Origin of the sequence: Haoranjiania flava, from assembly GCF_025631005.1 — a bacterium.
Classification (GTDB): Bacteria; Bacteroidota; Bacteroidia; order Chitinophagales; family Chitinophagaceae; genus Haoranjiania; species Haoranjiania flava.
On record NZ_JAOTPL010000001.1, the window covers coordinates 144,921 to 169,214 of the forward strand.

The 24,294-nt window shown below is 41.4% G+C and carries 23 protein-coding genes and 1 tRNA gene; 8 read left to right on the plus strand and 16 right to left on the minus strand.

What is annotated here, in order from left to right:
* The first annotated feature begins 58 nt into the window (after positions 1-58).
* From OD355_RS00660 to OD355_RS00670, 3 genes are read left to right on the plus strand one after another with little or no spacing between them, the layout of a single operon-like run.
* Complete coding sequence (locus tag OD355_RS00660) at positions 59-3,220, plus strand: SusC/RagA family TonB-linked outer membrane protein (protein ID WP_263036508.1); 3,162 nt, start codon at positions 59-61, stop codon at positions 3,218-3,220.
* A gap of 10 nt (positions 3,221-3,230) precedes the next feature.
* The gene (locus tag OD355_RS00665; RefSeq protein WP_263036509.1) at positions 3,231-4,994 is read left to right on the plus strand and encodes a RagB/SusD family nutrient uptake outer membrane protein; all 1,764 of its coding nucleotides are present in this window, start codon (positions 3,231-3,233) and stop codon (positions 4,992-4,994) included.
* Positions 4,995-5,012: 18 nt separating this feature from the next.
* The gene (locus OD355_RS00670) at positions 5,013-5,708 is read left to right on the plus strand and encodes a DUF3823 domain-containing protein (RefSeq protein ID WP_263036510.1); all 696 of its coding nucleotides are present in this window, start codon (positions 5,013-5,015) and stop codon (positions 5,706-5,708) included.
* Positions 5,709-6,026: 318 nt separating this feature from the next.
* Here OD355_RS00670 and OD355_RS00675 read toward each other — a convergent pair.
* A tRNA-Arg gene (locus tag OD355_RS00675) sits at positions 6,027-6,098 on the minus strand.
* 139 nt (positions 6,099-6,237) lie between these two features.
* On the opposite strand from OD355_RS00675, the gene OD355_RS00680 reads away from it, so the two are divergent.
* On the plus strand, positions 6,238-6,894 hold the full coding sequence (locus tag OD355_RS00680; RefSeq protein WP_263036511.1) for a tetratricopeptide repeat protein: 657 nt from the start codon (positions 6,238-6,240) through the stop codon (positions 6,892-6,894).
* A 1,029-nt stretch (positions 6,895-7,923) separates the two neighbouring features.
* On the opposite strand, the gene rpsG is transcribed toward OD355_RS00680, so the two are convergent.
* The 3 genes from rpsG to OD355_RS00695 form a co-directional block, all read right to left on the minus strand.
* On the minus strand, positions 7,924-8,391 hold the full coding sequence (gene rpsG / locus OD355_RS00685) for a 30S ribosomal protein S7 (RefSeq protein ID WP_263036512.1): 468 nt from the start codon (positions 8,389-8,391) through the stop codon (positions 7,924-7,926).
* 20 nt (positions 8,392-8,411) lie between these two features.
* On the minus strand, positions 8,412-8,795 hold the full coding sequence (gene rpsL / locus OD355_RS00690) for a 30S ribosomal protein S12 (protein WP_263036513.1): 384 nt from the start codon (positions 8,793-8,795) through the stop codon (positions 8,412-8,414).
* 105 nt (positions 8,796-8,900) lie between these two features.
* The gene (locus OD355_RS00695) at positions 8,901-9,953 is read right to left on the minus strand and encodes a branched-chain amino acid aminotransferase (RefSeq protein ID WP_263036514.1); all 1,053 of its coding nucleotides are present in this window, start codon (positions 9,951-9,953) and stop codon (positions 8,901-8,903) included.
* Positions 9,954-9,980: 27 nt separating this feature from the next.
* On the opposite strand from OD355_RS00695, the gene OD355_RS00700 reads away from it, so the two are divergent.
* Together OD355_RS00700 and rdgB are read left to right on the plus strand one after the other, a co-directional pair.
* On the plus strand, positions 9,981-10,520 hold the full coding sequence (locus tag OD355_RS00700) for a hypothetical protein (protein ID WP_263036515.1): 540 nt from the start codon (positions 9,981-9,983) through the stop codon (positions 10,518-10,520).
* A gap of 42 nt (positions 10,521-10,562) precedes the next feature.
* Positions 10,563-11,138, plus strand: a complete 576-nt coding sequence (gene rdgB, locus OD355_RS00705) for an RdgB/HAM1 family non-canonical purine NTP pyrophosphatase (RefSeq protein ID WP_263036516.1) — start codon at positions 10,563-10,565, stop codon at positions 11,136-11,138.
* Positions 11,139-11,154: 16 nt separating this feature from the next.
* On the opposite strand, the gene OD355_RS00710 is transcribed toward rdgB, so the two are convergent.
* From OD355_RS00710 to OD355_RS00725, 4 genes are all read right to left on the minus strand, one after another.
* A complete protein-coding gene (locus tag OD355_RS00710; RefSeq protein ID WP_263036517.1) occupies positions 11,155-12,135 on the minus strand; it encodes a glycoside hydrolase family 43 protein in 981 nt (326 codons plus the stop codon).
* A 276-nt stretch (positions 12,136-12,411) separates the two neighbouring features.
* Positions 12,412-12,795 (minus strand): DUF2752 domain-containing protein, encoded by a 384-nt coding sequence (locus OD355_RS00715; RefSeq protein WP_263036518.1) that lies wholly within the window; start codon positions 12,793-12,795, stop codon positions 12,412-12,414.
* Positions 12,782-13,153: a CD225/dispanin family protein gene (locus OD355_RS00720; protein WP_263036519.1), complete on the minus strand. Its 372-nt coding sequence runs from the start codon at positions 13,151-13,153 to the stop codon at positions 12,782-12,784. The genes OD355_RS00715 and OD355_RS00720 overlap by 14 nt, the downstream gene beginning before the upstream one ends.
* 79 nt (positions 13,154-13,232) lie before the next feature.
* Positions 13,233-13,598 (minus strand): CD225/dispanin family protein, encoded by a 366-nt coding sequence (locus OD355_RS00725; RefSeq protein WP_263036520.1) that lies wholly within the window; start codon positions 13,596-13,598, stop codon positions 13,233-13,235.
* A 437-nt stretch (positions 13,599-14,035) separates the two neighbouring features.
* Between OD355_RS00725 and OD355_RS00730 the strand changes: the two genes are divergently transcribed.
* Together OD355_RS00730 and OD355_RS00735 are read left to right on the plus strand one after the other, a co-directional pair.
* On the plus strand, positions 14,036-14,347 hold the full coding sequence (locus OD355_RS00730) for a DUF2752 domain-containing protein (RefSeq protein WP_263036521.1): 312 nt from the start codon (positions 14,036-14,038) through the stop codon (positions 14,345-14,347).
* Positions 14,348-14,373: 26 nt separating this feature from the next.
* On the plus strand, positions 14,374-14,787 hold the full coding sequence (locus OD355_RS00735) for a CCC motif membrane protein (protein WP_263036522.1): 414 nt from the start codon (positions 14,374-14,376) through the stop codon (positions 14,785-14,787).
* A 52-nt stretch (positions 14,788-14,839) separates the two neighbouring features.
* Here OD355_RS00735 and topA read toward each other — a convergent pair whose 3' ends face one another.
* The 8 genes from topA to OD355_RS00775 all read right to left on the minus strand — a co-directional run bounded on the left by topA (position 14,840) and on the right by OD355_RS00775 (position 24,085).
* Positions 14,840-17,440, minus strand: coding sequence for a type I DNA topoisomerase (topA, locus tag OD355_RS00740; RefSeq protein WP_263036523.1), 2,601 nt, complete (start codon positions 17,438-17,440; stop codon positions 14,840-14,842).
* A 256-nt stretch (positions 17,441-17,696) separates the two neighbouring features.
* Entirely contained in the window at positions 17,697-18,125 is a 429-nt protein-coding gene (locus OD355_RS00745) for a CBS domain-containing protein (RefSeq protein WP_263036524.1), read from the minus strand.
* A 91-nt stretch (positions 18,126-18,216) separates the two neighbouring features.
* Entirely contained in the window at positions 18,217-18,651 is a 435-nt protein-coding gene (locus OD355_RS00750) for a cytochrome C oxidase subunit IV family protein (protein ID WP_263036525.1), read from the minus strand.
* A 30-nt stretch (positions 18,652-18,681) separates the two neighbouring features.
* Positions 18,682-19,350: a cytochrome c oxidase subunit 3 gene (locus OD355_RS00755; RefSeq protein ID WP_263036526.1), complete on the minus strand. Its 669-nt coding sequence runs from the start codon at positions 19,348-19,350 to the stop codon at positions 18,682-18,684.
* Between the two features lie 27 nt (positions 19,351-19,377).
* Positions 19,378-19,953: a cytochrome c oxidase subunit 3 gene (locus tag OD355_RS00760; RefSeq protein WP_263036527.1), complete on the minus strand. Its 576-nt coding sequence runs from the start codon at positions 19,951-19,953 to the stop codon at positions 19,378-19,380.
* 193 nt (positions 19,954-20,146) lie between these two features.
* Positions 20,147-21,154: a heme o synthase gene (gene cyoE, locus OD355_RS00765; RefSeq protein ID WP_263036528.1), complete on the minus strand. Its 1,008-nt coding sequence runs from the start codon at positions 21,152-21,154 to the stop codon at positions 20,147-20,149.
* Complete coding sequence (locus tag OD355_RS00770; RefSeq protein WP_263036529.1) at positions 21,114-22,955, minus strand: cytochrome c oxidase subunit I; 1,842 nt, start codon at positions 22,953-22,955, stop codon at positions 21,114-21,116. Before OD355_RS00770 ends, cyoE begins: the two co-directional genes overlap by 41 nt.
* 35 nt (positions 22,956-22,990) lie before the next feature.
* Positions 22,991-24,085, minus strand: a complete 1,095-nt coding sequence (locus OD355_RS00775; protein WP_263036530.1) for a cytochrome c oxidase subunit II — start codon at positions 24,083-24,085, stop codon at positions 22,991-22,993.
* Positions 24,086-24,294 lie beyond the last annotated feature (209 nt).

Sequence of the window (24,294 nt, forward strand, 5' to 3'; positions counted from 1 at the left end):
ATTTGATTTTAAATAGAAGCCCCCAACAATTAATTCTTAATTCCTAAAACTTTGAGTAATGTATTTTATCAAAAAAAACACAACAATAAGAATATCCAAGGAAACAAGGAAGCATGGCTGTTGGTTAAAGACAACCAACCTTCTCTGTATACTTCTATTCTTAGGCATATCTCAGTCTTATTCTAAGGGAATAGACAATGTTAAACAAATTATTCAGGAAAAAATCATTATTGTTCACGGACAAGTAAAAGATACCAGTGGTATTCCCCTGGCAGGTGCCGTAGTTCAAGAAAAACAAACAAAAAAATCAGTTATAACAGATAATGATGGTAATTATTCCATTGCTGTACCTCTAAATGCAACACTCATTATTAGTTATTTAGGCTTTTTAACCAAAGAAATTGTAGCTGATAAAGAAACCATCGACATTATCCTCATACAAGACACAAAAAGTCTTGCAGATGTTGTGGTTGTAGGATATGGAAGACAAACTAAAACTTCAGTCACCGGAGCCATAGCAACAATTGGTGGTGAAGAAATTCTAAAAACTAAAAATGAAAATGTTCAGAATATGATTACTGGTAAAATACCAGGTGTTATTGTCGTTCAAAAATCCGGAGAACCCGGATCCTATGTTAGTTCATTACAAATTAGAGGAATGGGGTCTCCTTTATACGTTATAGACGGTGTAACGCGCGATCATATGAATAGAATTGACCCTAATGACATAGAAAGCATATCTATACTAAAAGATGCATCGGCAGCTATATATGGAGTGAGGGCTGCAAATGGGGTTGTATTGATAACAACTAAGAAAGGCAAGCGAGGACGCACAGAATTTGAATATTCAGGATCGGTAGGTTGGCAACAAGCATCTGGATTACCAAAAACAGGAGATGCTATTAGTTATATGACTTTGATTAATGAAGATGATATCAACAACGGCCGGGCTCCATCATACAAAAAAGAAGATTTTGAAAGTTACTCTAATGGGACAAAAAAAAGTACAGACTGGGCCAGTGTTGCAATAAATAATTTGGCGCCTCAAACTCAGCATAGCATCAGTGCCAACGGGGGCTCAGAAAAAATTCATTTTTATGTAAATTTTGGATATTTAAAACAAAATGGATTTTGGAAAAGTGGAAGCCTAAATTATGACAGATTTAATGTAAGATCTAATATAAGCGCAAATCTAACAAATCATTTAAAGGCAGAAGTATTCATATCTGCTATGAAAGATACCAAAAATCAGCCATGGAGAAGTGCATGGTATCTTTATAAATCAATATGGACACAAGTTCCCCTTTGGCCAATTTATGCAAATGATAACCCCGAGTATCTTTATAATGCTGCAGATGCTGATCACCCACTGGTTATAACTGACGCTAAGCTAAATGGATATAAAAAGTTTGACAATAAAAATTTTCAGTCTGCGTTTACGCTGGAATACGATGTACCTTTTATAGTCGGCTTGAGGGCTCGTGGAATGTTTAGTTATGATTATTATATCTCTGTTTCGAAAGAATTTGCAAAGGCATATACTCTTTATACCTACGATGCAGCCAAAGAAAAATATAATAGTCACCTTGCGCAAAGTCCTTCGCACTTAACCCGGTATTTTAATGAAAAGCCTTCAACAACACTACAATTACAACTAAATTATACAAAAAACCTTTTTGAAAAACATCATATAACAGCTTTGGCGCTTTATGAAGAAACAACTTCTGCAATGGACAATTTCTTAGCTCAACGTTTCTTATCCATGGATGCGGTTGACCAGCTATACGCAGGAGATTCAAAAGATCAAAATGCAAATATGAGAATGGGCGATTTATGGAAAAATGCTAATAAAGGATTTGTTGGTCGTGTTAATTACGATTATTTATCAAAATATCTTGCAGAGTTTAGTTTTAGGTACGATGGGTCTTCAAAATTTGCTCCGGGAAACCAATGGGGTTTTTTTCCAGCAGGATCTTTAGGCTGGAGAATCTCAGAAGAAAGTTTTTTTAAAAATGCAAAGATATATTCAATAGTAAATAATTTAAAGATAAGAGCTTCATACGGGTTAATGGGTGATGACAATGCATCAAGCTACCAATTTTTATCCGGTTATAATTTTCCATCTGACGGATATGTGCTAAATGACGTTTGGATTAATGCTATAGGAATGAGAGGCCTTCCAAATCCTTACATTACATGGTACAAAGCCAAAACCTTCGATATCGGTATTGACCTTGATATGTGGAAGGGATTATTGGGCATACAAGCTGATTATTTCAATCGTAATAGAACTGGATTACTTGCTAAACGAAACTTAAGTTTACCCGGCACAATTGGAGCGCGGCTCCCCGATGAAAACCTGAATAGCGATCAAACCAGCGGATTAGAAATATCCTTAAGTCACAAAATGCATATTAATAAATTTGATTATTATGTTTCAGGAAATATGTCATATACCAGAACTATGAAAAAATATATCGAAAGAGCGGAAAGTGGCAACTCTTATCGCAACTGGCGCGATAATCCATCAAACAGATTTAGTGATATTTGGTGGGGCTTAGGATATATAGGCAGGTTTGCCTCCTATCAAGATGCATATAAATCTCCCATTCAAGACGCCAAGGGAAATTCAATATTACGGCCCGGAGACTACCAGTATGATGATTGGAATGGAGATGGAGTAATTGATGGACTGGACGAACGTCCCATATCAACAACGGGTTTTCCTAAAATAAATTTCGGGATTACAATGGGCGCCAAATACAAAGGAGTTGAATTGTCGCTTTTATTTCAAGGGGCTACCATGAGTTATGTTAAATACCCTGAGCAACTAGAAAGGCCCCTCTTCTGGGGAAGAAACGGACTTGATATGTTTATGGATAGATGGCATTTAGCGGACCCTAACAACCCAAATAGTAATTGGATTCCCGGCCACTTCCCTTCAACCAATAGAGGTGAAAGTACAAATTATAAAGATTCTGAGCGGTCTGTTCAGGATGCAAGCTACATCAGATTAAAAACTATTGAATTAGGATATAATATACCAAAATCACTGCTAAACAACACAGGAGTCAACAATATAAAAATATATTTTAGTGGTTATAACTTATTGACTTTTACTGGTATTAAATATCTTGACCCAGAACATCCCAGTGATCAATACGGATATTTGTATCCATTGACCAAAACTTACAATATTGGTTTAAATCTATCATTTTAAAAAGTATACAATGAAAGTAACAATTATATTCATAACAGGGATTTTATCGCTGTTATCTTATTCATGCAACAAATTAGATTTGCCTCCAATGAATATCATCCAAGATAAAGATGTATTTAGTACAGAGTCGGGCATCACAGCATATTTAAGCAGATTGTATTATGATTTGCCAATAGAAAATTTTAGTGCTACTAAAGATGGATTCAGAAGACTCAGCTGGCCAACATCAGGTAATTGCTCTGGAGAAATGCTTATAGTTCAGAATGATATGTTGTATGATTCTCCAAGTGGAGATTGGTTCCAAAATTGGAATTACGGCGCAGTAAGAAATGTAAATTATTTCATAGGTGAATTCCCCAAATATAAGAACAATTATACCCAAGCGCAAGCTGACCAGTGGCTAGGAGAAGCATACTTTATAAGAGGATATTATTATTTTGCAATGGTAAAAAGATATGGAGGTGTCCCCATAATCAAAACTCCACAGTATTACCCGCAGCAAAGTTTAGAAGAGCTGAAAGTTCCTAGAAATACCGAGAAGGAAGTTTATGACTTTATCATAGAAGATTTAGATCAGGCAATAAAATTATTACCCGAAAAGAGTATAGCAAAAGGTAGGGTTAACAGATATGTAGCTTATGCTCTTAAGTCGAGAGCCTGTTTATATGCAGGATCAATAGCTCAATATGGTGCGATGCAATTAAATAATATTTTAGGAATACCGAAAGAACAAGCAGAAATATATTTTAAAGCCAGCTATGAGTCCGCAAAAGCATTAGAAAATAGTTATAGCTTGTACAGGAAATTTCCAGATAAATTTGAAAACTATTGGAATCTTTTTTTGGATGAGAATAGTCCAGAAACAATATTTGCTGAATACTTTATTTATCCTGAAAAAACCCATAGTTTCGACTTACATAACATTCCTTATCAAATGAGAGGAGCTCCTGGTTACTCAAGTAGATTAAACCCAACTCTGGATTTAGTTGAAATGTTTGATGATATCAACGGGAATAGTGGCACTTTAGACATAGGGCCAGAAAATGATCCTAAGAGATTTTCGAATACGATGGATGTATTTGTGAATGTAGAGCCAAGATTGAGAGGATCGGTTATCTTACCTGGCGATATTTTCAAAGGAGAAGCAATAGAAATTCAAAAAGGCTTATACACGTCATTTCCTTCGGGTGAATTAAAAACTTCTGCAGACTTTAATGCACTTTATAATGGTAAAAATATTATTGGTAAAAGTGGCATGGGACATCCGGAAACAACCATTACAGGATTTTTAGTTCGTAAATATCAAAATCCCAAAATGGAGAGATCCCAGGTGTTGGGTTCCAGATCAACACAGGCGTGGATTGATATGCGCTATGCAGAGGTGCTTCTTAATAGAGCAGAAGCTGCTTTTCAAATTGGGCTAATAGATGATGCGCTTAAGTGTATAAATGAAATAAGAGATAGAGCAGGGGCTAAATTATATACAAAAGATCAATTAACAGAAAAGTCTATTCAAAAAGAAAGACGAATGGAACTGGCATTCGAAAATCATAGCTATTGGGATTTACGCCGTTGGAGAATTGCTGATAAAGAAATAAATAATCGCCAATATAAGGCCCTTTCTCCATACTATATTTTTAATGAAAAAAAATTCATTTTTAAAAAAGAATATGTAGGAGGTAAATATACTTTTTATCCAAAAGTTAATTATGCTAAAATTCCTGAAGGAGAGATAGCTAAAAACGAAAATCTACAACAAAATCCAGGCTATTAATCATTAAACATTTATAAAATGAAAAAGATACTATACTATGTTTTTATAGCGCTAATACTTATCTCATCTTCGTGTGATAAGATAGATAATTACGAAATTCCTAAGGAAATTCTTCAAGGCAAATTAATAGATGAGATAACAGGAGAATCATTTATCACTGAACAACCAAACGGATTTAGGATTATGATGAAAGAAATTAGCTATAAGGATAATCCTCAACCAGAATATTTTTGGGGGAAGGCTGACGGCACATTTTATAACAAAAGAATTTTTAAAGGTAAGTATGAAATTACACCTATTGAAGGCGCTTTCTTTCCAGTTGAAAAAAAAACATTGGATATTGATGGAAACGCTACTGTTGATTTTATAGTTACCCCTTATCTTTCAATTTCAGAGTTATCGGTTAAAACAATAAATGATCAAACAATTGAAGTATCTTATAGGTTGTCCAGAAATAAAGTTGGAGATAAAATTATCGATACCCGTGTTTTTGTTTCACAAAATCCAAATGTAGGAGCTAATATATTTGACAATAAAAAAAGCCCTATTATTAATTTAAATGCAACTAGCGATGTTGATATATTAAAAACAACATTCAGACAAACCATATCGAATCTTGAAAAAGGAACAACCTATTACTTACGAGTTGGAGCTCGAACGAATAATTTGCAAAAGCGATATAATTTTACTAAGATAATTGAACATAAAAACTAAAATTATTAATTAGAACAATGAAGGCAATTGTAATCGTTATTCCTTATTCTGACAGGTAAAGTTTTCTTAGGCATTAGCGTGAAAATACTTTTTTAATAAGCGGCTGGAGCTTTTCAACCGCTTATTTTTCATCAGTTGCAGTTTCCCAAGGTGTCTGCCAAAAACAAAACGACCGCTATGCGTAGGCTATCTGTTGTAGAAATTCATCCCATTTGATCCATATTAATCGCTACTGTTTTTAGAAGGAGATCACTATTACTAAAACATGGAGCAAAATTGGATGTAATAAAAAATCGCACTGATGATCAGTGCGATTTGTAGTCCCGACAGGGATCGAACCTGTATCTAAAGTTTAGGAAACTTCTATTCTATCCATTGAACTACGGGACCTTGAATATGAAGTTGCAAATTTAGTATTTCTACTTCATAAAAAAGAAAAGAATTGTGTTTATTAAATAGGAAGGTTATATTTGCACGACTCAAAATACCTGCCGGCAATAGCTTTCAGGGATTTTTTAAAATATTACATATGCAATTTTATAACTGGATTATCAGGTATCGTTTCTGGCTCAGTATCCTAGCAGTCGTTATCGGCATTCTGTTGCAGGTAACGCGTGTTTCTTCCTTCTGGCCGGTATTTCCTTTGTACCTGCTTGGGCTTATCGGGCTGGTTTCTCATTTCCTTATCGGCCCTATCCGCCTGGTGCAGGCGCCTATGGAAGCCGGCAACATTGATGAAGTTAATAAAATCCTGGATACCATCTGGTATCCCAACCTGCTGATAAAACCTATACGCTCTACCTACTATACGCTAAAAGGCAACCTGGCTATGATGAACCAGGATTTTGATACTGCTGAAAAACTGCTGAAAAAAAGCGAACAGATAGGTTCATCCATGCCGCAAGCCGAAGGCGCCAACAAACTGCAGCTGGGCATGATGGCTATGCAGCGCGGCGATATGCGCCAGGCGGAAAGCAACTTCCGGGCAGCGCTCAGAGTAGGCATTCCGGATAAGGAAAGCGAGGCAGTGGCTTACCTGGGCATGTGCCAGATATTTATGAATAAAAGAGAGTTCCGTGCAGCCAAGGATTTCTTCAGAAAAGCCAAAGCCTGCAAGCCCAAAACACCGGAAATTTTAAAGCAGATAAAAGACATAGAAAAATACATCTCCAGGATACCTGGATAGTTTTTATGCAAAAAACTTTACAAATCCAACTTTAATTTTAATGTTGGATTTTTTTTGTAGGTAAGAAGTAAGTGATCAAGTGATGATGTGACGGAGTGATGCAGCTACAAGTGTGACAAATCCACTTTTATACAGCGCTACTCAATACTTATAGCAGACTGCTCTTCCTTATGTTAGCTCAGTGCATGACGAAGAATAGATAGAAACAATTTGAATCCTGCAGAAATAAATAATGTAAGAATATCTATTATTGGTGTTATCACTACGATTTCTTTTCTATCGCCTTCGGGCGATTGTGCCTTTGCGCAAAAAAATAAATGTTTGTCCAAAAAGTGCTCAATGGAGACAGGAAGTATCACAAAGAGAGAAATGCACGTATTTTATTCCTCACCCTCATTCTAATTCAGATTAAAACTGTAGAGAAGCATTTCTTTGCGTGCGAGGTACCAGCGAAGCAATTTCCTTCTTTCATGTTTGCGAAGCGCATGGTGAAGAGCGAGATACATGCAGATTTTAATCCGATAATAGTTACTCTTCCACGCAGTATCTTTAAGCGGGTTACACCTTTTTAATTCATTTGCGGCAATGGCAAAAGAATGATATTTATTTCGCGAAAAGGGCGCTTATTTACTCCACTCCCCTGCCCCTCGCGCTTGAATGCTTCGGAGCAGTTGGGATATTAAAATTGCAAAACCTTCGCACTTTTCACCTCTCACTTTTACAAATCCAAAGTGCTAGATTGTTTCTAAACCTCCGCTATGCTTCTGTTTATCGCAAAGACGGTACTTGTAAAAGCCTGGTGCTCTTTGAGGAAACCTTGTACCTTGTGTTTTAATTGTACTGCAAAGTTGCACGTTTACAGAGTACACATAAATCACCAAATTACAAATCCAAAATTTTAAGATTGCTTCTAAAACGTAGTTTTTGCGGTTTCTATCCCAATGATAAAATTTCGAAGGGCACTATCACCTACACATCAAAAGTCCCGAAGCGCAAGCTCCGGGACTTTGTATATCTGAATGCAGTTTATTAAAATTTGAAGTGCGAGAATGCCTTGTTAGCTTCAGCCATTCTGTGGGTATCTTCTTTCTTTTTAAAAGCAGAACCTTCGCCCTTGCTGGCAGCAACAATCTCGTTAGCTAATTTATCAGCCATGGTACGGCCGTTTCTGTCGCGGCTGTAACGGATCAACCATTTGATGCTTAAAGATATTTTCCTGTCAGGACGAACCTCAGAAGGGATCTGGAAGGTAGCGCCGCCAATCCTGCGGCTTCTTACTTCCACAGCAGGCGTAACGTTTGCCAAAGCTTTTTTCCAAATCTCATAACCATCTTCGTTGGTCATTTTGCCCACTTTATCAATCGCATCGTAGAAAATGGTGATGGCAGTGCTTTTCTTACCATCCCACATCAGGTTGTTTACAAAACGCGTAACCAATTTATCGTTAAAACGTGCATCGGGTGCCAATGGCAACTTCTTAGCTTGTTGTTTTCTCATTGTATGCTGATTATTCTAATTTATTTTTTTGCTGCTTTTTCTCTCTTAGCTCCGTATTTAGAACGGCTTTGCTTACGGCCTTTTACCCCTGCCGTATCCAGGCTGCCGCGAACAATGTGGTAACGCACGCCCGGCAAATCCTTCACACGGCCACCGCGAATCAACACGATGGAGTGTTCCTGCAGGTTGTGGCCTTCTCCCGGAATGTAAGCGATCACCTCAATTTTGTTGGTCAGGCGCACTTTGGCAACCTTACGCAAAGCTGAGTTTGGTTTCTTAGGAGTGGTAGTGTATACACGTGTACAAACGCCACGGCGCTGAGGACAAGCATCCAAAGCTCTTGATTTACTTTTCGCCCTGATTATTTCACGGCCGTTTCTAACTAATTGTTGTATAGTAGGCATTCTAAAATACGATTATTTAATAATTTTTTGGACGGCAAAGGTACATATTATTTTTTTTAAACCAAAAATAATTTAAAAATATTATGCATTCTGCCTAATAATGGTTTAAACCCTGAAAATCCAGCCATGGGCATCTTCGGCCTCACCTGTGCGGATAGCTGCCAGCCGCTGCGCCAGTTCTGCAGCCACCGGTGCGTTTGCCACATCAAATTCCATATCCATATCGCGGTAGCTGAGCTGTTGTATCATGGAAACAACTGCTGCCGTACCCGTGCCGAAAGCTTCGGTGAGGTTGCCGTTTTTATACTCCTGCACCAGTTCGTCAATGTTTACCGGCCGCTCTTCTACGGATTTGCCCATTTCTCTTAAAACAACAATAGCACTGTCGCGGGTAACGCCTTCCAGCACCGTGCCTTCGTCTAAAGATGGGGTTACCACCTTGTCTTTATACACAAACATCACGTTCATGGCGCCCACTTCCTGCAGCCATTTGTGCTCAAACGGATCGGTCCACAACACCTGGTCAAAACCTTTCTTTTGCGCATCTGCTGCAGCTTTCAGGCTGCCGCCGTAGTTGCCGGCATTCTTAGCCCTGCCTACACCGCCGGGAGCGGCGCGGGTGTAATGGTCTTCTACCAATATGCGTGCAGGCTTGGCAAAGTATGGCCCTGAAGGGCTTAGAATAATGATGAATTTATAAGTCAGCGAGGGCCTTACACCCAGGTACTCATCCGTAGCAAACATAAACGGGCGGATGTACAGGGAATGATTGTCTTTCTGCGGTATCCAGTCTTTATCCAGCGCTATCAACTGCTTCATGCCTCCTAAAAATATTTCTTCTGGCACTTCCGGCATTTCCATCCTGGCTGCCGACTCGTTAAACCTCTTAAAATTCCTGTCGGGACGGAATATCACGGTCTCGCCGTTTTTATTGATGTAAGCTTTGATGCCTTCAAATATTTCCTGGCCGTAATGCAATGCCATCAAAGCCGGGTAAAAAGGAATAGGCTGGTAAGGGATGATCTCCACTTTTCCCCATTGTCCGTTGGCGTAATCTGCCACCAGCATATGATCTGTAAAAGTTTTTCCGAAGGAAATATCCATACCTTCCCTTAACCTGCTTTCTGCAATTTTTGTAACTGGAAAATTGGCGCTCATAACCTATTTTTGTATTTTAGTTTAATTATGGAAAATCAGCTCCCCAACGTTGTTATTGCTAATTTATTTAAAAACGGGCTCGTTATTGTTGACGAAAATCCGCCGGATAAAAAAGAAGTGATTCCCCACGAAGATAAAAAAAAATCCAATAGTGAAAATGATACGGAGAAAAATTGGTGGCTGGGTAACAACAGGAAAAAAGTAGCCATTGTCCTTGCCGGTACCGATGCTAAATTTTTAGGCGATGCGGAACTCAATTTCTTGTTAACCATATTAAAAGCCTGCAACCTTACTGCTGAAGATATAGCCATTGTAAACATAGCGCACACGCCCAAAGCTTTTACCGAAATACAACAGGCATTGTCTGCTGAAACGGCCATCCTGTTTGGCGTAGCGCCAATGCAGGTAGGCATACAGGTAAAATTTCCCTTGTACACGCCATCTGCATTTGAAGGCTGTAAACTGTTGTTTGCCGCACCGCTGGAAGCGCTTAACGGCAATACGCCCGCCCAGAAAACGGAGAAAGGAAACCTGTGGACAGCATTAAAAAAACTATTCGGCATTTAAGAGGGTTCTACTCCCGCCAGGCTCACACTAAAATCACACTACATGCAATTAATTTTTGCCACCAACAACCAGAATAAGATAAACGAAATAAGAAAAGTTGTTTCAGAAGAAATAGACATAATTACTTTAAAGCAGGCGGGCATAGATATAGATATCCCGGAACCTTACGACACGCTGCAAGAAAATGCCGCCACCAAGTCAAAAACTATTTTTGAAATGACGGGCAAGAACTGCTTCAGCGAAGACACAGGGCTGGAAGTGAACACACTCGGCGGTGCACCGGGTGTAAAGAGCGCGCGTTATGCGGGCGAGCCCGCGAATGACGCCGGCAATATTCAGAAACTTTTGATAGAGTTGCACGGCCAGGAAGACAGAAGCGCGCAATTCAGAACGGTGATCTCTTTGATTCTTGATGAAAAAGAATATTTCTTTGAAGGCATCTGCACAGGCACCATAACCACGGAAGCAAGAGGCGGCAATGGTTTCGGGTACGACCCTGTATTTGTTCCCGATGGCAGTGATAAAACATTTGCAGAGATGAATATGGACGAAAAGAATATTTTCTCTCACCGCAAAAAAGCAACAAAAAAGTTAGTAGACTTTTTAAATAAAAAATAGTACCAGAGCAGAACATTTACCTGGGCCTGTTAGCTTCAACGCCTGAGTGTGTCATCACCACAGGAAGAATAAACCCGTTTGCATCAAAATACATTTTATCTATACAGGTAGCGCGTGCATTGCCGTCTGTTTGCCCGGAAGGACGGCGGTGATACACAATATACCACTCGTCTTTTCCCGGTACACGGATCACCGAATGATGCCCGGCGCCATTGCCGATTTCCGGGTCCTGCTGCAATATCTTTCCCTCTCTTTTAAACGGCCCGAAAGGTGAATCGGCCATAGCATAAGCCACGCTGTAGTCAGGCCCTGTCCACCCGCCTTCCGACCACATGAAGTAATATTTTCCGTTGCGCATAAACATGACGGGGCCTTCGACATACCCTTCCGGTGTAATTTCTTTAAAAATTTTCCCATCGGCAAATGGTATAAAACCTGTAAAATCATGGTTTAGTTTAGCGATATTGCAATGCCGCCACCCGCCGTAGATAATGTAGTAGGCGCCGTCCTTATCTTTAAACACAAACTGGTCTATTGGTTGGGCGCCGTTATGAAACTTATCGATCAGCGGTTTGCCCAGGTAATCTTTGTACGGGCCTTCCGGCTTATCGGCAACAGCTACGCCTATGCCGCCTTCTTCACGATCGCTTTGAATATCATTCGCACCAAAGAAGAAATAATATTTCCCGTTTTTATGAGTGACCGAAGGCGCCCAAAGCGCGCGCCTGGCCCACTTTACAGCAGCGGTATCCAAAACTTTTTCATGCTTTTGCCAGCTTACCAAATCTTTCGATGCGAATGCATCAAAGAAAACCTGTTGCTCGTAAGGAGCTGAAAATGTTGGAAAAATCCAATAAGTGTTATCAAAAACAATTCCTTCAGGATCGGCATACCACCCGGGAAACAACGGGTTGCCGGATGTTTTAGCGGTTTGTGTTTGCCTGGGCACATTGCAGGCAAACAAGGCAAGGCAGAGCAGGGGCAACAGTTTCTTCATAGTTGATTTGTTTGTGTGACAGGTTACCAAAATTACGCATAAAAATCACATTTCGTCATCAAATCATTTTTAGAAAAGACTGCACAATAAATATTGCCAAAGCAATTCGGAAGGACCAAAATTGCAGAAGAAGGGATTGAGCCGGCCAAGTTTGTATAAAGCATCTCACGGCGCAAACCACAATTCAGCACCATCATGAAGTGTTAAGAGCGGTTGAAGGATGAATTCATAAGCTGCCCGGGCCTAAAAAGTACACCACATAGCATGGGCAATCAATTAAACAATATTCCTGAAAACGGTATATGCTACCAATATACACAAAATAATCACGATAGCGCGTTGGCCAAACAGCAATTTACGTAAGTAAGGATATTTGTTCCTGATATTTTGATTTTCAAAAACAAAGCCCACTGCAACATAAGGAATGGCAAACAGGAACAAAGCATTTGCACGGAAAGCACCTGCAAAATTACAATGCAACAACTGGTGTATGGCACGCTGCGAGCCACAGCCGGGACAATAAAAATTTAAATACCTGTAGGTAGGGCATTGCGGGTAATGATGGGTAGCAGGGTCAAAATTAAAATATATGTATCCGCCAGCTACCAGCGCCACAACAAGCGCAATGAGGTAGATGTAATTTTTCTTAATTGAATACATTGGCAAAATAGGCAGTGCTGATAACACCAAAAATCACCATCAACGGAATGATCACGGCCAGCAATATCGACCCGAAGAAACCGATCTTGGTCCACCGGGCCGCTTCCCTGGAAGCCGCAAGCGCGCCTTCATAGTCGCCGGCATAGAAACGCGATTCTACTTTGGTGGCATATACAATACCAATAATGGTAATAGGGAAATAAGAACAGCAGAAAATGGTAACTAAGATTGATTCTATCAGCCAGCTTTTCGGCGGAGTTCGCGGCAAATTAGTCTGTTGGCCCAAATAGGGTGCATGCGGGCTATTGGGCGGGGGCGGGTAATGCTGTTGAGCACCTCCTTCATTAGAAGTATACATCTTATTACTTTGAAAAATGACTATTGAAACACTATTACAAGCAAAAGACGGGATGCCTGTACATCCCGTAAGATATAAATTAGCTACCCATACCGGCTATACCGGTAAGAACGCCTGCGAAAATCAGGATCACGTATAATACAAGCCCTACCAGGCCGCAGATAAGGCCGATCTTAGTCCATTTTTTAGCTTCCTGCGACGCCTGCAGCGAACCCTGCACATCACCGGCGTAGTATTTAGATTCCACTTTGCTGGCATTGATGATGCCTATGACGCCTAAAGGAAGGCAGCAAAATATGGTCACTAAAATAGATTCCACCAACCAGGTTTTGGGAGGTGCGGCACCGGTATTCTGAAAATTAGGGTTCACATTTTGTTGAGAAAAAGGCTGCTGTGGCTGTTGCTGATAGCCACCTTGCCCCTGTGGGATTTGCTGATCATTCATAGCAATTAAGTAGTTTTTGTGTTTATAATAGTTTATGTACATGCAAAATAATCATTATTTTAATAAACTGATATAAATCTGAAAAATTAATATTCACTTCATTCATTCTTTAAAATGCAATATGCCACCAGCCAACAATTCTTCTAATGACTGTAAGATGCCAGGTGAAAACACCTGACACGGCTTTCGCCTAAAGAAAATCTGCAATTTTTCTATTGTTTGTTATGGCTATTTCATGTGTATTTTTTTATTTTTCTTTATGGTCGCATGGAATAGCCTTTATTCATTCGCGGTTGGTATGCAACATTGCTTATGGCTATTTCATAGCAGGAATTTCAACACACCGCGTAAGCCCCATGGCTGAGCGCATCGCGGTATGTTAGTTGTCCCCATCAGCGTTGTTTATCAAATCGTATATTTGCTGTAATTATTGATCTATGTTCAAAAGACTGGCCGATCTACTTGCTGATAACTACATGAGCTGTTCCTTTAAAGAACATACAGGGCTTGAATGTACAGGCTGTGGTATGCAGCGAAGTATTGCCGCATTGCTGAATGGAGATATTGCCGGATCGGTACACTACTACCCTGCCATGCTGCCCATACTGGCAATGTTTGGATACCTTTTACTTCATTTATTTTTTAAATTTCAGCATGGCGCCAAAGCATTGCTGGTGATGTTTATAACCAATGCATTTATCATCACGATCAATTATTTTCTGAAACTGTCGCCATTATTTTTTCATTAAAACATTACACTTAAACACTTAAAACCATGTATCCGGAAAATCAACAAAACCCGCAGAACACTTTTCAGCCGCAACAAAACACCGCCTTTCCACCAGAAGGCCACAATGCGTTCCCTGCACCTTTGCCTAATGCCACCACGATATTGGTACTGGGAATCGTATCCATTGTTACAGCATGCTGCTGCTATGGCATCGTAGGTGTGATCATCGGCGCCATTGCTTTATCTATGGCCGGAAAAGCCAAACATCTTTATGCATCAAACCCCGGAGCCTACGCCCCCACCAGCATGAGCACCGTAAATACAGGCAGGATCTGCGCGATCATTGGCCTGGTAATCGGCGTGCTGGCTGTGATTGCCTATGTGGCTGTAATCGCTATGTATGGTGTTGAGGTACTTACCAACCCTGAAATGCTCAGAGAGATTATGCAGGGTACATAATCTGCTAAAACCCTTCAACAAAACAGCCGCTGAAATTTCGCGGCTGTTTTGGTTACTTCTTTGATGCTTTTGCGGCTGTATTCTTAGCAGCAGCTTTTTTAGGTGCTACTTTTTTAGGTGCAGCTTTTTTAACCGCTGCTTTTTTTGCTTTTTTGGCGAATGCGTCGGGCTGTTGCGCTTCTATCAGTTTCTTTACTTCTTCGAGAGAGATGGTTTTTAATTCTTCTTCTGTAAACTTCTCGCCTGCTGCATTTTTTCCGAGCTTGAGCATTTGTTTGCCAAAGCGAATGAACGGTCCCCAGCGGCCGTTCTCAATGGCTATCTTTTCTTTCTCCCAATTTTGTATATACCGTTTTGCCTCTTTCTCAATTTTCTTCGATATAAGTTCATCAATATCTTTTTGGGTAAGGTTATCGAAGTCATATGCCTTCGGTACATTTATAAAAAGCTCTTCCCATTTCAGGTATGGGCCAAAACGCCCCTTGCCTTTGGTCACGGGCTTACCCTGGTAATGAGCAACCGGCGCATCAGCTTCCTTTTTTTGATTGATAAACTCAATGGCCTGCTCCATATCTACTGTCAACGGGTCTGTGGTGCGTGGTATGGAAATAAAATTCTCTCCCCACTTTACGTATGGACCGAACCGGCCGGTGTTTACGCTTACTTCCTGTCCTTCATATTCACCCAGCTCCAGCGGGAGTTTAAAGAGATCAAGCGCCTCTTCCAGCGTGATGGTTTCAATGCTTTGATTTTTGTGTAAAGATGCAAATTTTGGTTTTTCCTCGCTATCGGTATCTCCTATCTGTATCATGGGGCCGTAGCGTCCCATGCGGGCAACTACCTTTTTTCCTGAGCTTTCTTCTACGCCCAATTCTCTTTCTCCTTTGGCTCTTTCTGCATTTTCCAGCGTATGCTGCACATCTTTGTGAAATGGTGTATAAAAATGCCCCAGCATTTCGTTCCATACCATTTTACCTGCTGCAATGTCGTCAAATTCTTCTTCCACGCGCGCGGTAAAACCGTAATCCATTACCTGTCCAAAATGTTCTATCAAAAAATCCGTTACCACAAAGCCCAGGTCTGTAGGGAATAATTTTCCCTTTTCACGGCCAACGACTTCTGTTTCGGTTTTTGTCCTGATTGCATTGTCCGGCGTCAGTTTCATCATGCGGTAAGAGCGGGGCGTGCCGTCCTTATCCCTTTTCTCCACATAGTTTCTCTTAATGATGGTAGAGATGGTGGGCGCATATGTAGATGGTCTTCCGATACCCAACTCTTCCAGTTTCTTTACCAGCGATGCTTCTGTATACCTTGCCGCGGGCCGCGTAAATTTCTCTGTGGCTACCAGCTTATCCAGGTTTAACTGCTGGCCTACTTTCAGCGGCGGCAGGCTGTTTTCATCTTCGCTTTCCTCTTCATCATCTTTCCCTTCTAAATACACTTTCAGGAAACCATCGAACTTCAGCACTTCCCCGGTAGCAGTAAGCTGTTCTTTGTTGGTAGAGATAGCTATCTGTGCTGTGGTTTTTTCAAACTCTGCTTCGCTCATCTGCGATGCAATGGTGCGTTTCCAGATCAGCTCGTACAGCCTGCGCATATCCGGCTCATTGATGGTATGGTTTGCCATATATGTAGGCCTGATGGCTTCGTGGGCTTCCTGTGCGCCTGCAGATTTATTTTTAAAAGTTCTTACCTGGTGGTATTTCTCACCGTAAGAATGCTGAATTTCCTTACGGATATCAGCCAGCGCGGTGGCGCTGAGGTTCACGCTGTCTGTACGCATGTAAGTAATGTACCCGTTTTCATACAGCCTCTGGGCTATCAGCATGGTTTTAGCCACACCGTAGCCGAGCTTGCGCGATGCTTCCTGTTGCAGGGTAGATGTTGTAAAGGGCGCTGCCGGAGATCGCCTGGCAGGCTTTACTTCAATATTAGATACGCTGTATGCTGCATCCTTGCAGGATTCCAGGAATGCCAGTGCAGCCTTTTCATCGGCGATCTTTTTAGCGCTTTCGGCTTTAAAGCTGATTTTTTTCCCGGTAATGTCTGCTCCGTTGAAGTACCCTTCTATCTTAAAAGAGCTAACCGGCTCAAACGTATTTATTTCTCTTTCCCGCTCCACGATCAGGCGAACGGCTACACTTTGTACGCGTCCTGCGCTGAGGCTTCGCTGCATGCCCACCTTGCGCCATAGCACAGGGCTTAGCTCAAATCCCACGATGCGGTCCAGCACGCGCCTTGCCTGCTGTGCATCTACCAGGTTCATATCTATTGTGCGCGGATGCTCAATTGCTTTTTTAATAGCAGGTTTAGTGATCTCGTGGAAAACAATTCTTTTGGTAGTGGCAGGGTCAAGGCCCAGCACTTCGGCCAAGTGCCAGCTGATGCTTTCTCCTTCGCGGTCCTCATCCGAAGCCAGCCAGACCTCATCAGCTTTCTTAGCCTTGGCCTTCAGGTCTTTGACCACCTTTGTTTTGTCTTCTGAAATTATATAATGTGGCAGAAAGCCCTTCTCTATATCAATACCATTATCTCCCTTAGCCAGGTCACGGATATGGCCAAAACTACTCACTACCTCGAAATCTTTCCCGAGTATTTTTTCGATGGTTTTAGCTTTAGCAGGCGACTCTACAATTAATAAATTTTTTGCCATAATGTTGATCCGGTATTTTCCAATATAATAGAAAAATTTTTTGCAATATTACTGTAAAGCTGATAAATGCCAAAAGTTTCTATATTTTAAACAAAGCGTGTGTGGTTTCCTGTATTCGGGTGGTATGTAAAAATAAAAAGGAATATCCTCCTGAAACCTGTACAGCATGTGTGTTTCAGAAGAATAACGTTTGCAGAAAAGAATAAGAGGCCGGGATATTTTCTACCTGTTGCCGGAAATATTCCCGGAAAAGTAATTACATAGCTATATAATCTTTGAGGTGATTGATGGTCTCCTTCTGGTAGGCCATAATGGTATTAACCACATCGCCGATAGAGATAACGCCGGCCAGTTTATCTGACTCAAACACCGGCAGGTAGCGGATATTGTTGTCTGCCATCAGCAAAATACATTCTTCTAAAATACTGTCGGGATGCACCTGCGGAAAATGTTCTGATAACACATCGCCTACTTTTGTATCTGATGAGTTTTTTCCCTGCAAAACGATCTTACGTGAATAATCCCTTTCAGTAAAAATGCCTTTGTATTCATCATTGTCTACAACCAGCACGGCACCGATATTGTTGTCTGCCATCACCTGCAGGGCTTCTACAACGGGAATGGAAGATTCCACGGAAATATTTTTCTTATTCTTCTTGGATAGAATTTCTTTAACGGTGATCATATAAAAAGATTTTGGTTAGGAATAATTGTGGTTAAATTAAAAAAGGTTATCCCTTTACGAAGATAACCTTTTCCGAATATATTGTTTGTACTTATTGGTGTACATCTTCGTTAAGGTTTGCATTTCCAGGTTTCTTTTCTGCGTGCGGCTGCACATCCATGGGCTTGCTGAAATGCACATCGTGGTATGGCGTATATCTTGAGCGGAGATTTTTAAAAGATTCGCCATCCATCAGGAAAGCCAGTACAAACCAGACAAAAAGCAGTGAGGGAATAGCTATAGTGCTGATCAGAGACTTGGCCTCGAACTTCAGGTGCATGAAGTAAGCGATGATGTAAAATGCTTTCCAGAGCATCAAAACAATGATTACACCTTTGGTAAAGGTTTTAATAAAAGTACCGTCCTGCCAGTTAAGCCTGAACATGATATAGCCCAATGCCAGTTCTACAATTGTAAGTACCGACAGGTATGCCGTGATCTTCCAGACCTCTCTCTTTGCTGCCGCCGCATCCGTATGATTTGCCATAATATCTAAATAGTTTTGGTTGAATAAGAGTTAAACAAGATAAAAGAACGTGAATACAAAAACCCACACAAGATCTACAAAGTGCCAGTATAAACCGGCCTTTTCTATCATCTGGTAAGTGCCGCGTTTGTGAAATACATTTTTCAATGTCATGATCAGCATGATGATATTGATAAGTATACCCGTAGAAACGTGGAAACCGTGAAAGCCGGTAATGGTAAAAAAGAAATTGGTGAAGTTGGGAGAAGATAAAGTGCCGTCGTGGTTGGGAAAAGGATTGCTGCCCCACCAGGCATTCACATGGTGTAAGTGCGCCCACTCCCACGCCTGGCAACCAATAAATATCAGGCCCCCAACTATGGTCAGTATCAGGTATTTTACTACTTCCTTTTTGTCGTTGCGATGGCCGGCCTGAACGGCAAGCACCATGGTAACCGAACTAAGGATGAGTATAAACGTCATCAGGCTGACAAAAAGCAACGGGTATTGTCCGTTGAGGCCGGGAAAAGAGTTAAACACATGGTTGGGGTCCGGCCATGCAGTGGTAGCATAGCGTGTAGCCCCGTACGTAATCAGCAATCCACCGAAAGTAAAAGCATCGCTCAGCAGAAATAGCCACATCATTAGTTTTCCATACTCTACATTAAAGGGGCTTCTGCCGCCCATCCAGGTATTGATCTTTGTAAGTGCTGTTGACATAAATATATTTTATTCCTTCAAAAAAAATTATACGATATTAAAAAAGATTAGCAGGTAGATCCATAGTACATCCACAAAATGCCAGTAAGTGCCCATTATTTCCACGGGTACCGGGTTGTAGTTTTTCACTTTGGCATTATAGCTCCTGATGGCAAAAGCTGCCAATGCCACCACACCTCCAAGCACGTGCAGGATGTGAAAGCCGCAGATTACTCCCAGGAATGAAGCAGCGGGATTGCTGCCGTTGCCTAAAATACTGATGCCTCTTGTGGTAATATCATGAAAGCCGGCAATCTGCAACGCGCAAAACAGCAAACCAAGCAGGGCAGTAGCAGAGATAAGCATGCGGTACCTGCCTCTTTCCTTATTTTTAAATGCTTTCACTGCAAGATGCATGGTGAAACTGCTCAATAATATTACCAGAGTAGATACCCAGAAAACTTTCGGCAATGAGAACTCCAGCCAGTTTGTGTGTGCCCGCTTTACAAGATAAGCGCTGGTAAGCCCTGCAAATGCCATTACCAGGGAAGCAATGCCTATCCACAACAAAAATTTCTGGGGATTGGTGCGCCTTACAGGTTCATTATGAGTCAATGTTTTCATGTGTATATAGTTATTTGTTTTTCAGTTGTCACATGGAATAGCCTTTATTCATTCACGGTTGGTATGCCACTTTGCTTATGGCTATTTCATGTGTTAATATTTAATTTTTACTGTTTGCCACACGGAATAACCAAAACCTTCATTCTTTATTATCATTCCCGGTGGTATACATTCCTAATGGTTATTTCATATTTTAAATTTTATCTGCCAGTAAGGTTAATAATACAATAGGTAAATAAATATAGCTGCTAAACATTACCCTGCGCGCAGATTTCACATCCATGTGGATATACAGACGGACGCTTTGTATCACCATAAAAATGTTGCTGATCAGTACAATGATAAAACATATCAACCCTATCTGGCTATCAATTCCTTTTACAAAATCTCCCATCACGAAAGGCAGCATGCCAACCGGGATCATTAATACGGAATAAAGAATGGTTTGCAATGCAGTATTTTTCGTAGGGCCTTTTTCTGAAGGCAACAATTTAAAGCCCGCTTTTGTGTAGTCTTTGTGCGCCACCCAAGCAATTGCCCAGAAATGCGGGAACTGCCAGATAAACTGTATAGCAAAAAGGATCAGGCCTCCTGTCCAGCTATTGTTTCCGCCTTCACTGAAGCCTGCCACCCAGCCGATCAGGCAGGGAAATGCACCGGGAAAACCACCAACCAGCACCGAAACAGCATTTTTGGTTTTCAGCGGTGTGTAAATATATCCGTAGATAAAAAGGCTGATGAGCGAGAGCAAAGCAGATTGAAAATTGAAGAAATACCACATCATGCCCACGCCGGCAACACCTGTAATCGAGGCAAATATAAATGCATGGCTCTGGGACATTCTGCCGCTGGCAACCGGACGGTTCATGGTACGTTTCATTACCGCATCCGTATCTTTTTCAATGGTCTGGTTGATCGCGTTGGCGCTGCCTGTGACCAGCATGCCTGCGACAAACAACAACACAACCATCTTCAGGTCGAAAACCACATTGGGCGATAACAAATAGCAAACCACGCAGGAAAATACTACTGTAAAGCTAAGCGTAAACTTGCTTAACGCCATGTAGTCTTTGATCAGTGACACCGGTTTTTCCTCTAACCGGTTGGCTTTCGATATGTAAACCGCTTTGTTCAATGGATAGCTTCTCTTTGATTTAGTTTTAATGTTTTGTTTTTTCTGCTTCTTCTCTCTTCTTATCAATTACTTCTTCTTCATAGCCAACCGGCACGTCCTGCGGAATAAAATCCACTCCGTTTTTACCGTAATCATACGGCCAGCGGTGTACTTCCGGGATATTTCCGGGCCAGTTGCCATGTCCGGGCTCAATGGGTGTAGTCCATTCAAGTGTGTTAGATTTCCACGGGTTCAGTTCTCTTGATCTTCTGCCTTTGTACATAGAATAGAAGAAGTTGAATAAAAACAGGAACTGAGCCAGGAACACGATTATTGCCACTATGGTAATGAATTTGTTCAGCGAAGCGAATTGCTTAAAGCTTTCCCAATTGCTGTAATCGTAATAGCGGCGCGGCATTCCTGCAAAACCCTGATAGTGCATTGGCCAGAAGATTAAGTAAGCGCCCACCAGCGTGATCCAGAAATGTATGTCGCCCAGCGTGGAATTCATAAACCTGCCAAACATTTTCGGGAACCAGTGGTACACGCCCGCAAACATGCCGAAGAATGCTGCCACACCCATCACCAGGTGAAAGTGTGCAATTACGAAATAAGTATCATGCACGTGAATATCAATTGCGGAGTTACCTAAGTAAATGCCCGTTAACCCGCCTGATATAAACAGGCTTACAAACCCTATGGCGAACAGCATACCATTGGTGAAGCGGATATTTCCGCGCCACAAAGTGGTAAGCCAGTTAAACACTTTAATGGCAGATGGCACAGCTATCAGCAAGGTAAGCAATACAAATATTGAACCCAGGAACGGGTTAAGGCCTGTAACAAACATGTGGTGTGCCCACACCAGGAACGCCAGCACTACAATGGCAAACATAGACAACACCATGGCAGAGTAGCCAAAAATAGGTTTGCGTGCGTTTACAGACATTACTTCAGAAACTATGCCCATGGCCGGCAGCACAACAATGTATACCTCAGGGTGGCCCAGGAACCAGAAAAGGTGTTGGTACAAAATAGCATTACCGCCTTCGTGGGAAAGCGCCATACCGTTTATAAAAATATCTGAGAGGTAAAAGCTTGTGCCAAAATGCCTGTCGAAAATCAGCAGAATGAAACCGGCAAATAATACAGGGAATGAAAGTACGCCCAGGATGGCTTGCAGGAACAAGGACCAGATTGTCAGCGGCATCCTGTTCATGCTCATACCCTTGGTACGCATATTCAGCACGGTGGAAATATAGTTAAGCCCGCCCAGCAACTGTGATATCACAAAAAGTATGAGCGATATCATCCAAAGGTCCATCCCCGTTCGTGAGCCTATGGAGGCCTGCCCTAACGCACTCAATGGCGGATAAGCCGTCCACCCACCTGAAAATGGACCTGTCTCTACAAAGAAAGAAGAAAGCATTACAATACCTGCAAGGAAAAACAGCCAGTAGCTGAGCATATTCATGAATGGTGATGCCATGTCTCTTGCCCCGATCTGCAGCGGAATAAGAAAGTTAGCAAAAGTACCGCTAAGGCCTGCAGTAAGTACAAAGAATATCAACACGGTGCCGTGAATGGTGGTGAGCGCATAATAAGCATCGGGGGTGAGCCTGCCGCCTTTTGCCCACTTACCCAGGATTGTTTCCAGTATAGGAAAAGATGTATCCGGATAGCCCAGCTGCAAGCGGAAAAGCACCGACATGAGGCCTCCCAAAATAGCCCAGATGATACCTGTGATCAGGTATTGCTTAGCGATCATTTTATGATCCTGGCTAAAAATATATTTGGTTATAAAATTTTCTTTAGGATGGTGGTGAGCTGCTTCGGGGTGTTGCGCCGTCCATAGATCACTCTGTAAAACCGTTGCTGAGGTACTCATAATTTCTTCTGTTTAGCTCTGATCTGTAAATATTTTTATCTTTTTGCAGTAACTGTACTGTCGGCAACCAACTGATTTGCTACTGAGTCCTTGAATTCTTTCTGGTTATCTTCCATTACATCTTTATCCGGATAAGCCATTTTGTATGCCGAGGTCATAGTTGCAAGCTTTTCCTTGTATTCCTGCTCGCTGACCACCAGTATCACTGCGCGCATGGAGTAGTGCCCGTTTCCGCACATCTGGTCGCAGGCAATTTCATAGGCAAAGTTCGGGTTGCCGGTACGCTGCTTCATCTCTTCGGTAGTATACTTAGGGGTAAACCATAGTGTGGTAGGCGTGCCGGGCACGGCATCTGCCTTCAGCCTGAAGTGCGGCAGGCCTACATTGTGCACCACGTCCCGGGAGCCGATGATAAATTTAACTGGCCTGCCTTTGATGATCATTACCGTACCTTCGGTAACAATATCGTCCATAGCGGCAGGGTCTGCTTTTTGTTTCATTGCCTCATTGTCTTGCCAGATAAGCCCGAGTGAGTTGGTTGCATCAATATTCCTGAAATATTTCTTGCCGAAAACATTGTCTTTGCCGGGATAGCGGAATATCCACCCGAACTGCTTACCGGTAACCTCTATCTGTAAGGAATCTTTGGGCGCTTCGCCGGTGAATAAGAACCAGTTGCGCAGGCCGAAAATAATAAGCAATGTAAGTACTATGGTAGGGATTACTGTCCAGATGATCTCCAGCTTATTGTTGTGTGCAAAAAACTCTATTTTACGGTTTTCCTTGTATTGATATTTGTAAGAAAACCAGAACAGCAGCACTTGTGTAACCACAAATACGATCATACAGATGATGGTGGTGATTATAAGCATGGAGTCTACCCTTTCACCTTCGATGCTGGAAGAGCCTTGTGCAAATAATGTTTTGCCGTACAATAATTTATGACATGCATACACTCCTATCAATCCCAGGACAAGAAACGCGATCATTAATCTGCCGTTGAGGCGGTTGCTGTCCCTGAAAGCTTTTTCTTTTCCTCTAAGAATGGAAACATACTCTCCTGCCTTTGCAACCTGAAAGATCACAACGAACAACATGAGTATCGCGGTAATGGCTAATAAAACTGACATAAAAATGGTCTCTGGTTTCTTATACTTATTTTTTTAATGAAAATGAAAAACAAATAATTAAATATTAAGTATTATTTAATACGAAATATTAATCAGTTGACAACATGACAAATATCATATTTTTGTCAAAGAACGGAAAAAAATGAATACAGTGAATCAATTTTATACATTTTTTTAAGATTCCGGATTTGTAATCGCTGGAAACAATA

Bases quoted from the DNA above. Each gene is read 5' to 3' on its own strand.
- OD355_RS00660 (WP_263036508.1), top strand. From the start codon at position 59: ATGTATTTTATCAAAAAAAACACAACAATAAGAATATCCAAGGAAACA.
- OD355_RS00665 (WP_263036509.1), top strand. From the start codon at position 3,231: ATGAAAGTAACAATTATATTCATAACAGGGATTTTATCGCTGTTATCT.
- OD355_RS00670 (WP_263036510.1), top strand. From the start codon at position 5,013: ATGAAAAAGATACTATACTATGTTTTTATAGCGCTAATACTTATCTCA.
- OD355_RS00680 (WP_263036511.1), top strand. From the start codon at position 6,238: ATGCAATTTTATAACTGGATTATCAGGTATCGTTTCTGGCTCAGTATC.
- rpsG (WP_263036512.1), bottom strand. From the start codon at position 8,391: ATGAGAAAACAACAAGCTAAGAAGTTGCCATTGGCACCCGATGCACGT.
- rpsL (WP_263036513.1), bottom strand. From the start codon at position 8,795: ATGCCTACTATACAACAATTAGTTAGAAACGGCCGTGAAATAATCAGG.
- OD355_RS00695 (WP_263036514.1), bottom strand. From the start codon at position 9,953: ATGAGCGCCAATTTTCCAGTTACAAAAATTGCAGAAAGCAGGTTAAGG.
- OD355_RS00700 (WP_263036515.1), top strand. From the start codon at position 9,981: ATGGAAAATCAGCTCCCCAACGTTGTTATTGCTAATTTATTTAAAAAC.
- rdgB (WP_263036516.1), top strand. From the start codon at position 10,563: ATGCAATTAATTTTTGCCACCAACAACCAGAATAAGATAAACGAAATA.
- OD355_RS00710 (WP_263036517.1), bottom strand. From the start codon at position 12,135: ATGAAGAAACTGTTGCCCCTGCTCTGCCTTGCCTTGTTTGCCTGCAAT.
- OD355_RS00715 (WP_263036518.1), bottom strand. From the start codon at position 12,795: ATGTATTCAATTAAGAAAAATTACATCTACCTCATTGCGCTTGTTGTG.
- OD355_RS00720 (WP_263036519.1), bottom strand. From the start codon at position 13,153: ATGTATACTTCTAATGAAGGAGGTGCTCAACAGCATTACCCGCCCCCG.
- OD355_RS00725 (WP_263036520.1), bottom strand. From the start codon at position 13,598: ATGAATGATCAGCAAATCCCACAGGGGCAAGGTGGCTATCAGCAACAG.
- OD355_RS00730 (WP_263036521.1), top strand. From the start codon at position 14,036: ATGTTCAAAAGACTGGCCGATCTACTTGCTGATAACTACATGAGCTGT.
- OD355_RS00735 (WP_263036522.1), top strand. From the start codon at position 14,374: ATGTATCCGGAAAATCAACAAAACCCGCAGAACACTTTTCAGCCGCAA.
- topA (WP_263036523.1), bottom strand. From the start codon at position 17,440: ATGGCAAAAAATTTATTAATTGTAGAGTCGCCTGCTAAAGCTAAAACC.
- OD355_RS00745 (WP_263036524.1), bottom strand. From the start codon at position 18,125: ATGATCACCGTTAAAGAAATTCTATCCAAGAAGAATAAGAAAAATATT.
- OD355_RS00750 (WP_263036525.1), bottom strand. From the start codon at position 18,651: ATGGCAAATCATACGGATGCGGCGGCAGCAAAGAGAGAGGTCTGGAAG.
- OD355_RS00755 (WP_263036526.1), bottom strand. From the start codon at position 19,350: ATGTCAACAGCACTTACAAAGATCAATACCTGGATGGGCGGCAGAAGC.
- OD355_RS00760 (WP_263036527.1), bottom strand. From the start codon at position 19,953: ATGAAAACATTGACTCATAATGAACCTGTAAGGCGCACCAATCCCCAG.
- OD355_RS00770 (WP_263036529.1), bottom strand. From the start codon at position 22,955: ATGAGTACCTCAGCAACGGTTTTACAGAGTGATCTATGGACGGCGCAA.
- OD355_RS00775 (WP_263036530.1), bottom strand. From the start codon at position 24,085: ATGTCAGTTTTATTAGCCATTACCGCGATACTCATGTTGTTCGTTGTG.